The sequence below is a fragment of the Luteimonas salinisoli genome, assembly GCF_013425525.1.
In the GTDB taxonomy this organism is placed as follows: domain Bacteria; phylum Pseudomonadota; class Gammaproteobacteria; order Xanthomonadales; family Xanthomonadaceae; genus Luteimonas; species Luteimonas salinisoli.
The window spans coordinates 17,633-27,002 of record NZ_JACCKA010000030.1 but is presented as its reverse complement, the minus strand read 5'-3'; the positions used below and the strand labels follow the sequence as shown (position 1 = coordinate 27,002).

Here is a 9,370-nt window from a genome sequence, read left to right as displayed (position 1 = left end):
CCGGCGCCCGGCTTCGCCGCGCTCTCGCCGCGCCAGGCGTGTTCGGGGCGGTGGTCCGGATGCACGCGCAGGCCGTGCACCGCGTCGTCCCCCAGGCGGGCGCGCAGGCGCTCGCGCAGCTGCTCCCAGGGCATCGACTGCTGCGGGCGGTCCTCGAACAGTTCGCGGTGCGCCGGCGCGAACGCCGGCAGCTCGCGCGCCAGCAGCCGCAGCCCGCGCACCGGCGCCGGCACCCCGGCGCGCTCCAGCCGGGTGCGGGCGACGTCGAACAGCAGTGCCGGCTCGCGCTCGGTGCCGAGCAGGCCCACCACCACCACGCTGTCCGCGGCGTCCTCGTGCTCCAGATGCAATTCGAAGCGCTGCACGCCGCCGTCGCGGCCGGCCAGGTACGCCGCCAGGTCGGCGGTGAGGCGCCGCAGCGGGAACAGCAGCGCCTGGTGCGACTCCACCTCGAAACCGAGCTCGATGCGCGCGTCGAAGCGGTCCGGCGGCCGGTACCACTCCAGCGGCTGCGCGACATCTCCCCACAACGCGTCCAGGTGCCCCAGCACCGCGGCGGGGAAGCGCCGCGCCAGGCTGGCGCGCGGCAGCGCCCGCACCTGCGCCAGCCGCCGCAGGCCCATCCGCGCCAGCGCCGTGGCGACCTCCGGGGCAAAGCCGGCGCGCGCCACCGGCAGCTGCCCCAGCGCGCGATGCAGGGCCTCGCCGTCGGGCACCGCCAGGCCGTCGTGGACGTTGGCCAGCGCGCGCGCCGCGGCGGGGTTGGGCGCGGCGACGATGCGGTGGCGGAATCCCAGCGCGGCGAGCTCCTCGCGCAGCCGCTCCTCGAACCGCGGCCACGGCCCGAACAGGCCGTGGCTGGCGCCGATCTCGACGATCAGCGCATGCGGGTGGCGCAGGCTGACCTGCGAGCTGAAGCGATAGGCCCAGGCGGCGAGGAAGCGCTGCCAGCGCAGCACCTCCCGCGGGTCGTGATCGAGCACCGCGAAACCGGTGGCCAGCGCCTGCGCGGCGGTGAGCGCCATGCCGGGCCGAAGCCCCAGCGCGCGCGCGGCCGGATTGGCGGCGTGCAGCACCCGGCGCTGGGCGCCGCCGGCCACCAGCACCAGCGGCGCAGCGGCATCGGCACGGCGGCGGAGAGCGCCGTCGAGCGCCAGTTGCGGCAGCAGGATGCAGGCCCAGCGCATGCCGATGCCATCAGTGCAGCGGCAGCGCCTGCGGCGGGGCCAGCCCGCCGCGGCATTTGAGCACCCGCAGTTGCGCCGGGTGCGCGTCGATGGCGATGCGCAGCGGCGCCGGCGAAGGGTTGCGCGCCGCCGCCAGCGGCCGGGTGGCGAAGCCCAGGGTGCGACCGGTCTCCGCCGCCACCTGCAGCCGTCGCAGCGCGCGGTCGTCGGCGCCCTGCGGCCAGCACAGCACCGCGCCGCAGCTGCCCGAGCGCAGGCACTGCTCGGTGGCCCACAGCGCCTCGGCCGGGCGCGCGGTGTTCACCACCTGCAGCTGGCGCAGGTCGATGCCGGCCGCCTGCCAGGCGGCGGCATACGGCAGGTACGGCGGCGCCACCAGCACGATGCGCTCGCCGGCCGCGGCCAGCCGCGCCAGTGCCGGCCACAGCAGGCGCAGTTCGCCGATGCCGTCGGCCTCCACCAGGATCTCGGAGAGCGCCGCCTCCGGCCAGCCGCCGGTGGGCAGGGCCGCATCCAGCGCCGCGTGCCCGGTGGGCTGGGCGCTGGCCGGCGCCGGCGCCGGCCGGCCCTTCCAGACCCGGCGCTCCTGCAGCAGCGCATCCAGGGCGACCACCGCCCCCATCAGCCGCGCCGCACCAGGCCGCAGAACACGCCCTCGATCGCGAACTCCTGCCCGGGACCGACCACGATCGGCGCGTAGGCCGGGTTGCGCGGCAGCAGCCGCAGCGCATCGGCGCCCAGCGCCAGCCGCTTGATGGTCAGCTCGCCGTCCAGCCGCGCCACCACGGTCTGGCCGTCGCGGGCGTCGGCGCTGCGGCGCACCCCGACCAGGTCGCCGTCGAGGATGCCGTCGTCGATCATCGAATCGCCCTGCACCCGCAGCAGGTAGTCCGGCGCCTGGCCGAACAGCCGCGCGTCGAGGGTCAGGGTGTCGGCCAGGCCGGCATCGGCGCCGATCGGCGCGCCGGCGGCCACCCGCCCCAGCACCGGCAGCCGCAGCAGGTCAGCGCGGGCGCGCAGCCCGGCCGGGCGGATCCCGCGCGCCTGCCCCGGCGTCACCTCCACCAGCCCGGCCTCGGCCAGCGCCTGCACGTGCTTGCGCGCGGCCCCGCGCGAGGCCAGGCCGCAGGCCGCGGCGATCTCGGCCAGGGTCGGCGGCTGGCCGTGCCCGGCGACGCGGTCGCGGATCAGGGCCAGCACGCGGGCGCGGCGGGGGCTGAGGGGCATGTCCATAGGAGTACATTTGTACTCCAACGGCACCCCAATTGGCTAGGGTTCCTGCCCGGCCCCTGCCCCGGCTGCGCGGGCTCCGGAGCCGGGAGCAGCGGAGCAAGCTCCGCTCTACGGGGGGCGGGGCGGATCCGGCTCCCAGGCCAGCAGGTCCCCGGGCTGGCAGTCCAGGTACTCGCAGATCCGGCCGAGGGTCTCGAAGCGGATCCCGCGCACCTTGCCGGACTTGAGCAGCGACAGGTTGGATTCGGTGATGCCGACGTGCGCGGCCAGGTCCTTGGAGCGCACCTTGCGCAGCGCCAGCATCACGTCGAGGCGGACCACGATCGCCATCGCACCCTCCTCAGACGATCGAGCGGCTGTCTTCTTCGAGGCGCGCGGCCTCGTCGAACAGCCGCGCCACGAAGAACAGGACCACCGCCACGAACAGCGCCAGCAGGTCGCCGCCGGAGAACGACAGGGTCACCGTGGCGCTGCGCTCCATGGCCACCAGCGCCAGCACCGCCAGCGGCGGCAGCAGCAGCCGCAACAGCGCCGCCACCAGCAGCAGCCGCGCGAAACGGCGGAAATGCCGCGTCGCCGCCGGCGCGAACAGGGCGCCGCGCTCCACCTCGCCGAGCATCCGCGCCAGCTGCCACAGCGCGGCCGCCACCAGCGCCGCCAGCAGCAGCGCGATCGCCCCCGCCCAGGCGTGCGGCAGTCCATCGGTGTGGAGGGTGGCGGCGAGCAGGCCGGCGGACCCGGTCGCCGGACCGAACACCGCCAGCAGCGTCACCGCCAGGCACAGCCCGGCCCCTGCGCTGGCCACCAGCCGCAGCCAGCGCGCACGCCGGCGCAGCGCCATGAAATTTTCTGTTGCAGTCATATTATTTTTCGTTTTACGATAATTTATGTGCCCGCCACGAGATCCCAGTATGCCTGCCCGCCCTTTCCCGACAAGCCCGGCCACGCCATCCGGCCGCCCCGCGCTGCTGCTGGCCCTGCTGCTGGCCAGCGCGATCGCGCTGCAGGCCCCGCTGCATGCCCAACCCCCTGCGCCCCTGCCCGCCGCCGAAGTCGAAAGCCTGCTGGCGGACGCCGCCAGGGGCGAGGTCTTCGCGCTGGAGACGGCCCTGCCACGGATCGCCGAACCGCAACTGACCGCGCTTGCCCGCGCCCGGATCGCCGCAGCGCGGCTGGACCATGGCGAAGCCCTGCGCCAGCTCGAGCCGCTGCTGGCGCCCGGCGCCAGCACCGATCCCGCGCATCTCCTTCTGGCCTGGCCGATCGTCGCCGACGCCAGCTTCGCCGCCGGCGACTATGCCCGCGCCGCGCACGCCACCGACGCCTGGAGGGCGCTGCTGGCCGCCCACGGCGACCCCGACGGGCGCGCCGGGGACGTGGCGCAGTTCCATGCCGTCTCCACCCTGCTGGCCCCGACCCGGCCCCAGACGCTGCTGGCGTTCGCCCCCGAAACGGTGGCCACGCGTCCCGACACGGCCGGCCTGACCCGCGCCACGGTGACGATCAACGGCCACGGTCAGGACACGGTGCTCGATACCGGCGCCAATCTTTCCGTGGTGTCGGCCAGCACCGCGCAGCGGCTGGGCCTGCACCTGCTCGACGGCGAGGCCAGCGTCGGCAGCACCAGCCGCGACGCGGTGGCGACCCGCATCGGCATCGCCGAGCGGCTCGAGTTCGCCGGCGCCACGCTCGCCGACGTGGCGTTCCTGGTGCTCGACGACGCGCAGCTCGAGATCCCGATCCCGGGCGGCTACCGCATCGACGCCATCCTCGGCTTCCCGGTGCTGCAGGCGCTCGGCCGCATCCGCTTCGGCGCCGACGGCAGCCTCGCCGCCGAGACGAGCGAGGCTGCCGCAGACGCGGCGCCCGGCAATCTGCGCGTAGTCGGCAGCGACCTGTACGTCGCGCTGACGATCGACGACCTCCCGCTGTCGCTGCACCTGGACACCGGCGCGCCGCAGTCGTCGCTGTCGGCGCGGTTCGCGCAGCGGCATCCCGCCAGGCTGGAAGGCCTGCGCCGCGAACGCCAGCAAGTAGGCGGTGCCGGCGGCGTCACCACGCGCGAGACGGCCCTCTGGCCCGGGGCGCAGGTGCGGCTGGATGGCCGCGAGACGGTGTTGCCGGAGCTCGCGATCGCGGTGGAGGATTCGGCCGACGTCGGCACCCGCAACCTGGGCATCCTGGGCGGCGACGTGCTCGGCGCGTTCGCCGCCTACACGATCGACTTCGCACGGATGCGCCTGGAACTGGGCGAGCCGCTGGATGCGGCCGCGCCGGACGCCGGAGAAGCGCACGCCAGCGACGGGGGCGCACGCGGTCCGGGCCAATGAGGCGCGGCAGGTGCCCGCGGCTCAGGCCGGTCCTGCGGAGTCCTCCGCGCCGCCGGCATCGGCCGGAGGCGCGGCCTCGCGCAGCGCGGCATCCGGCTCCAGCGGCCGGGCCCAGCGCCCGTAGCTGGACACCACGCCCTGCTTGAGGCGCAGGAACTCCTCCGAGCCCGGCGCCACCCCGAGGCGCGACGCCAGCGCACCCCAGCCTTCGCCGTGGCTGCGGTCCCACTCGCCGATCACGTACCGGCAGGAGCGGCCGATCACCTGCGCGATCGAGCAGGCGAAATAGACATCGCCGGGAGCCCAGCCGCGTTCGACCAGCAGGTCCGTCACCAGGTCGCGCGGGGCGCCGCGGTAGCGCACCAGTTCGTCGACGAACGGGGCGTGGTGGCGGCGCCCGTAGTCGTTGATGTCGGTCAGCTGCGCATCGACCCATTCGTCGCCGCTGCGCGGATCCCAGGCGTGCGCATAGTCCTGGGCCACGGCGCCGGCCGCCAGCGGCAGCAGCAGCGCGAGCGCGAGCGCGCGGATCCGGTTGCGGACGTGCATCCTGTTCTCCCTGGTCGAAGTGTTCACCGCGTCCGGCAAGGCCGGAGCATGGCGCGGATCATGGGTCTTGCCCGACGGCCACCGGTTCCAGCGCCTCGCCGTCGCCGGAGCGCAGCCGCCGTCCTGCGCCGTCGCGCGCCTGCAGGCGGCCGTCGGGGAGTACTGCATAGCGCCGCTCGCTCCCGCCCTCCCCGAGCATCCGCAGCACCGCGCCCTCCACCTCCCAGCTGCCGGCGTCGTCGAAGCGGGCGGCGCCTTCCGCCGCCAGGTAGGTCTCGGAAAGGCGGTAACCATGGGCTTGGCCATCGCGCTGCAGCACCAGCACCGTCTCGATGCCGTCGCAATCGGCGCAGGACGAACTGCCGCGCCATTCGAGATGCTCCGCCGCGGCCGAAGTTCCGGGGGCCGCCTCGCGCCCGCAGGCGGCCAGGCCGCAGAGGCCGGACAGCACCGCCAGCAGGAAAACCGCGCCACGCATGGCGGGGATTGTGCCGCAGCGCGGGCGGCGCGTCGCCTCCACGCCGCGCAGACGCCTCGGGCAGGATGCTGGCCCCGACGGGGTGTTCCCGCCGTTCTGCCTACCGTCCCGGGGGGATCCAGCCATGAACCGTTCGACCGCCAATGCCGATCCGCCCCGCCACCGCCTGCGCCGCTGGCTGATCGGCCTGGCCGTTCTCGCCCTGTTGCTCGCCGGCTACGCCGCGGCCCTGCACTGGTTCACCCTGCAGGTCGGCGACGGCGTCGAAAGCAGCCTGCGCGCCGCGCCGCTGGTGGAGGACACCCGGCACACCGGGGAATAGCGGCGCCGGGCGCGGATCAACGCTCGGAAATCACGAAACTGCCGAACGCGATGCCCAGGTCCCAGCCGTCTCCGGTACCGGCCAGCGCGAGCGACACCGGCCCCTTGGTCACCACCTGCGCGCGCGCCGACTTCACCGCCCCGGCGTGCGCCTCGGCCGCGGCATAGCCGCCGAGCACGTCGCGGATGTTGGCAACACCCGAGAACGTGCCGCGCCCGTTGTCGATGCGCGACTTGCCGACGCTGAGACCGCCGCCGCGCGCGCTGATCCGCACCGGCAGGCGCTGGCCGTTGCTGCAGCTCACGGTACCGGCGCCGTCGGCGGTGCGGTAGATCGCCGACCAGCCCGACAGGCTGAAGTCGAGGCGGCACTCGAGCGGGTCCGCGGCGCCCGCGGCCGGCGCCATCGCCAGGCCCGCGGCCAGGACGATGGCGGAAAGGAATCCTGCGGCGTTCATCTCGGCTCCGGGATGCGTCTACCTGGTAAGGGACCCGGCCGCCCGTCTTCCGGTTTCAGCGCCGGCGATCCCAGCGCGCCTGGTGCCGGTTGCGGTCGCGATCCCAGCGCGTCTGGTACCGGTTGCGGTCGCGATCGTAGCGCGGATCGTAGTACTGCGCGGTGCAGTGCCCGTTGCGGTTGCATCTGACGTTGCGGTTGTCGTTGCGATTGCGGTCGCGATAGCCGTGGGCCGGCGCATGAGCCGGCGGACCGGACCGGTAGTGGCGGGAGTGGCTGGCCTGGTAGTGGCGCGGCACCTGGCGGTAGTAGACCGGGCGTCCGTAGCGGTCGCGCACCACGATCAGGCGATCGTTGTAGCCGTGGCCGCCATGGCGGTAGTACGGGGTACCGCCCCGCAGCACCACGTCGGCGACATCGACGATCACTCTCGCCAGGTCGTCGCTCGCGCGTGCCGGTGCCGGGGTCAGGGCCGCCACGCCCAGACCGGCGGCGAGGGCGGCTGGTGCGAGCCAGCGGGTCAACAGGGTCATGGCCGATTCCTCTGCAGGGTCTCCAGCGGCGGTCGCAGGAGCTCACCCGCACCATGCGTCGCCGCCGATGAATCCGGTTTTAACCCGGCCTTCACCGCGCCCTTCCGAGTCAGCCTGCAGCAGGCCAGCCGATTGCGTAAGCGTTTACAGCCGCAAAGCCACCGCTGGCAGATCCTGTCGGGGCCTAGATCCCACTGCGTGGATCAGACGTGAGGCGCACCGCGCTCTCCAGCGCCAGAGCCTCGCCGGGCGCCACCGGCCGGGAGGCGGCCGCGCGCCTGCGCTGTTCGCACCAGGTCGCGGACATGGTGCAGAAACTGACCGGCACGCTCATGCGCGTGGCGATCGGCCGACCGCCCACCTCCTCCAGTTGGAACTTCCACCTGGGAACCACGGCTTCCACCGCACGCAGGAACTTCTCTCGATGCGCGTCGCCGCGGCTGCCTTCGAAGCTGGCGCCCGCGAGGGTGACCGCACCGTCTGCGGCGATTTCGACCTCGACCATCACATCGGCGCTCACGCGCCCCTTCAGCGCCGCTTCCGGATAAATCGGTGGCGGCATGCTGATCCTCGACGCACCCGTGGAGGCCCGGTCGATGGAGACCAGGATCGCGCCCTGCTCCGCCTCGACGAGGGTCCGCACGGTCAGCCTGGTCCGGGTAGCGGCAGGCACGCCGTCCACCATTCCCGGAACAAATTCCCAGCCGCGCACGATCGGGTCGATGTGATCGACGACGGCCCTGCCGGTGCCGCCCACCTCGTCCCACTCGAGCGCAGCGATACGGCCATCGGCGTCGATGGTGACCTGGGCGCGGAGCCACAGGGTGGCGCTTTGCGGGGATTCGCCCGCGAAAGCCGGCGACGCAAGCGCCAGCAGCACGAGCATGAGCCAGATACGCATCAGCCTCCCCAAAGGCTCCGGCCCTGCGCCGGCCGCCCGATCATTCCATCAGCCGGCGAAGGCCGCAAGTCGGGCCGTGGCCTGGGCGATGTCCCGGATCGCCGCTGGCAGTTCCGCGGGCATCCGCACCTCGCGCATCCGGGCGAGATCGATGTCGGGTTCGAACTCGCGTTCGTGCTCCCAGGTCAGGTGATACGGCATGTGCACCGCCCAGCCGCCGAGCTGCAGTACCGGCGCGACGTCCGAGCGCAGCGAGTTGCCGACCATCACGAAGCGGCCGGGGGCGATGTCGAACTCGCCCAGCACCCGCGCATAGGTGGCCGGATCCTTCTCGCTGACGATTTCGATGCGGCCGAACAGATCGGCCAGGCCCGAGCGCCGCACCTTGGCTTCCTGGTGGAACAGATCGCCCTTGGTGATCAGCACCACGGGGTGCGCGGCGGCGATCTCCTCGACCGCCTCGCGGATCCCCGGCAGCAGCTCCACAGGGTGCTGCAGCATGCGCTTGGCCAGCGCGACGATGCGATGGAGCTCGTCCGCGCCGATTCGCGAGCCGGTGATGTCCACCGCGGCCTCGATCATCGACAGCGCCATGCCCTTGACGCCGTAGCCGAACAGCGCGAGGTTGCCTTTCTCGATCGCGTACAGGCGTTCGCGCGCGCGGGCGTCGCCGAGGTCGACGTGGGCGCCGACGATCTCCTCGAATTCCCGCTGCGCGTGGTCGAAGTAGTCCTCGCTGCGCCACAGCGTGTCGTCGCCGTCGAAGCCCACCAGGGCGATGCCGGATGCGTCTGCCATCTCCATGGCGCAAGTCTAGGGATGGCGACGATGCGCCGCCAGCGAGGTCCGCCGCGGTCCGACCACAAAAAGAGGGAGCGACCCTGCGGTCGCTCCCTCGTCCTGCACGATCCCGACGCGGATGCGCGGGGACGTCGAAGCGGACCTACTCGCCCGGGCCGGCGCCCTGCGAAGCGGCGAAGTTGCGGTACTCGTCCGGGGTCAGCTGGCCGTCGCCATCGGTGTCGGCCTGCGAGAACACCGCGCTCAGCTCCGCATGCGCGCCGGCCTCGGCCTGGCTCAGGTTGCCGTCGCCGTCGGCGTCGAGGTCGGCCCAGGTCACCTGGCCCTGAGCGCCCGGCGGCTGGCCGGTGGGTGCCGCCTGCTCGGTCGGCTGGGCCTGCGTCGGATCCTGGGCCATCGTGTCCGCCTCCTGGGCGAACGCCAGCGGCATGGCGGCGGCGGCGGCCAGAGCGATCAGACCGGCGAGAGGCTTGCGTGCGTTGTTCGTCATCGGAATCTCCAGTTGGGTTGCCAAAGCGCGGGATGCGGCGCATTCGTCGACGCGGATCGCCCCCCTGGTCGACCGCCCCGCATTCCACAC

14 protein-coding genes are annotated in these 9,370 nt (G+C 73.5%); 2 read left to right on the top strand and 12 right to left on the bottom strand.

All coding sequences use genetic code 11. The features are described 5' to 3' along the window. The 5 genes from H0E84_RS04610 to H0E84_RS04590 form a co-directional block, all read right to left on the bottom strand. Nucleotides 1-1,187, bottom strand: a 1,187-nt coding sequence (locus H0E84_RS04610; RefSeq protein ID WP_180677459.1) for a Y-family DNA polymerase, incomplete at its 3' end; no start/stop codon positions are given. Between the two features lie 10 nt (nt 1,188-1,197). Then, the gene (imuA, locus tag H0E84_RS04605) at nt 1,198-1,809 is read right to left on the bottom strand and encodes a translesion DNA synthesis-associated protein ImuA (RefSeq protein WP_180677458.1); all 612 of its coding nucleotides are present in this window, start codon (nt 1,807-1,809) and stop codon (nt 1,198-1,200) included. Next, nucleotides 1,809-2,414 carry a transcriptional repressor LexA gene (lexA, locus tag H0E84_RS04600; RefSeq protein ID WP_425600459.1) on the bottom strand — a complete coding sequence of 202 codons (606 nt, stop codon included), beginning with the start codon at nt 2,412-2,414 and terminating at the stop codon, nt 1,809-1,811. The genes imuA and lexA overlap by 1 nt, the downstream gene beginning before the upstream one ends. A 114-nt stretch (nt 2,415-2,528) precedes the next feature. Then, a complete protein-coding gene (locus H0E84_RS04595; RefSeq protein WP_180677456.1) occupies nt 2,529-2,750 on the bottom strand; it encodes a helix-turn-helix domain-containing protein in 222 nt (73 codons plus the stop codon). A 10-nt stretch (nt 2,751-2,760) separates the two neighbouring features. Next, entirely contained in the window at nt 2,761-3,282 is a 522-nt protein-coding gene (locus tag H0E84_RS04590; protein ID WP_180677455.1) for a DUF2975 domain-containing protein, read from the bottom strand. 49 nt (nt 3,283-3,331) lie between these two features. Here H0E84_RS04590 and H0E84_RS04585 point away from each other — a divergent pair, with 49 nt between their 5' ends. Continuing rightward, complete coding sequence (locus H0E84_RS04585; RefSeq protein ID WP_180677454.1) at nt 3,332-4,750, top strand: aspartyl protease family protein; 1,419 nt, start codon at nt 3,332-3,334, stop codon at nt 4,748-4,750. Nucleotides 4,751-4,771: 21 nt separating this feature from the next. Here the strand turns inward: H0E84_RS04585 and H0E84_RS04580 are convergent, their stop codons facing one another. Both H0E84_RS04580 and H0E84_RS04575 read right to left on the bottom strand, forming a co-directional pair. After that, nucleotides 4,772-5,299: a hypothetical protein gene (locus tag H0E84_RS04580; RefSeq protein ID WP_180677453.1), complete on the bottom strand. Its 528-nt coding sequence runs from the start codon at nt 5,297-5,299 to the stop codon at nt 4,772-4,774. A gap of 58 nt (nt 5,300-5,357) precedes the next feature. After that, nucleotides 5,358-5,777 (bottom strand): copper resistance protein NlpE N-terminal domain-containing protein, encoded by a 420-nt coding sequence (locus H0E84_RS04575; protein ID WP_180677452.1) that lies wholly within the window; start codon nt 5,775-5,777, stop codon nt 5,358-5,360. Between the two features lie 124 nt (nt 5,778-5,901). On the opposite strand from H0E84_RS04575, the gene H0E84_RS04570 reads away from it, so the two are divergent. After that, the gene (locus H0E84_RS04570; protein WP_180677451.1) at nt 5,902-6,099 is read left to right on the top strand and encodes a hypothetical protein; all 198 of its coding nucleotides are present in this window, start codon (nt 5,902-5,904) and stop codon (nt 6,097-6,099) included. Nucleotides 6,100-6,115: 16 nt separating this feature from the next. Here the strand turns inward: H0E84_RS04570 and H0E84_RS04565 are convergent, their stop codons facing one another. The 5 genes from H0E84_RS04565 to H0E84_RS04545 all read right to left on the bottom strand — a co-directional run bounded on the left by H0E84_RS04565 (nt 6,116) and on the right by H0E84_RS04545 (nt 9,280). Then, entirely contained in the window at nt 6,116-6,556 is a 441-nt protein-coding gene (locus tag H0E84_RS04565; RefSeq protein WP_180677450.1) for a hypothetical protein, read from the bottom strand. A 55-nt stretch (nt 6,557-6,611) separates the two neighbouring features. After that, nucleotides 6,612-7,088: a hypothetical protein gene (locus tag H0E84_RS04560; protein WP_180677449.1), complete on the bottom strand. Its 477-nt coding sequence runs from the start codon at nt 7,086-7,088 to the stop codon at nt 6,612-6,614. Nucleotides 7,089-7,272: 184 nt separating this feature from the next. After that, nucleotides 7,273-7,989 (bottom strand): energy transducer TonB, encoded by a 717-nt coding sequence (locus H0E84_RS04555; protein ID WP_180677448.1) that lies wholly within the window; start codon nt 7,987-7,989, stop codon nt 7,273-7,275. Between the two features lie 48 nt (nt 7,990-8,037). After that, nucleotides 8,038-8,793, bottom strand: a complete 756-nt coding sequence (locus H0E84_RS04550; protein ID WP_180677447.1) for an HAD family hydrolase — start codon at nt 8,791-8,793, stop codon at nt 8,038-8,040. Between the two features lie 139 nt (nt 8,794-8,932). Beyond that, the gene (locus tag H0E84_RS04545) at nt 8,933-9,280 is read right to left on the bottom strand and encodes an EF-hand domain-containing protein (protein ID WP_180677446.1); all 348 of its coding nucleotides are present in this window, start codon (nt 9,278-9,280) and stop codon (nt 8,933-8,935) included. Nucleotides 9,281-9,370 lie beyond the last annotated feature (90 nt).

What these genes read in the sequence shown, in the direction of transcription:
- imuA (WP_180677458.1), bottom strand. Translation starts at nt 1,809, where the DNA reads ATGGGGGCGGTGGTCGCCCTGGATGCGCTGCTGCAGGAGCGCCGGGTC.
- lexA (WP_425600459.1), bottom strand. Translation starts at nt 2,414, where the DNA reads ATGCCCCTCAGCCCCCGCCGCGCCCGCGTGCTGGCCCTGATCCGCGAC.
- H0E84_RS04595 (WP_180677456.1), bottom strand. Translation starts at nt 2,750, where the DNA reads ATGGCGATCGTGGTCCGCCTCGACGTGATGCTGGCGCTGCGCAAGGTG.
- H0E84_RS04590 (WP_180677455.1), bottom strand. Translation starts at nt 3,282, where the DNA reads ATGACTGCAACAGAAAATTTCATGGCGCTGCGCCGGCGTGCGCGCTGG.
- H0E84_RS04585 (WP_180677454.1), top strand. Translation starts at nt 3,332, where the DNA reads ATGCCTGCCCGCCCTTTCCCGACAAGCCCGGCCACGCCATCCGGCCGC.
- H0E84_RS04580 (WP_180677453.1), bottom strand. Translation starts at nt 5,299, where the DNA reads ATGCACGTCCGCAACCGGATCCGCGCGCTCGCGCTCGCGCTGCTGCTG.
- H0E84_RS04575 (WP_180677452.1), bottom strand. Translation starts at nt 5,777, where the DNA reads ATGCGTGGCGCGGTTTTCCTGCTGGCGGTGCTGTCCGGCCTCTGCGGC.
- H0E84_RS04570 (WP_180677451.1), top strand. Translation starts at nt 5,902, where the DNA reads ATGAACCGTTCGACCGCCAATGCCGATCCGCCCCGCCACCGCCTGCGC.
- H0E84_RS04565 (WP_180677450.1), bottom strand. Translation starts at nt 6,556, where the DNA reads ATGAACGCCGCAGGATTCCTTTCCGCCATCGTCCTGGCCGCGGGCCTG.
- H0E84_RS04560 (WP_180677449.1), bottom strand. Translation starts at nt 7,088, where the DNA reads ATGACCCTGTTGACCCGCTGGCTCGCACCAGCCGCCCTCGCCGCCGGT.
- H0E84_RS04555 (WP_180677448.1), bottom strand. Translation starts at nt 7,989, where the DNA reads ATGCGTATCTGGCTCATGCTCGTGCTGCTGGCGCTTGCGTCGCCGGCT.
- H0E84_RS04550 (WP_180677447.1), bottom strand. Translation starts at nt 8,793, where the DNA reads ATGGAGATGGCAGACGCATCCGGCATCGCCCTGGTGGGCTTCGACGGC.
- H0E84_RS04545 (WP_180677446.1), bottom strand. Translation starts at nt 9,280, where the DNA reads ATGACGAACAACGCACGCAAGCCTCTCGCCGGTCTGATCGCTCTGGCC.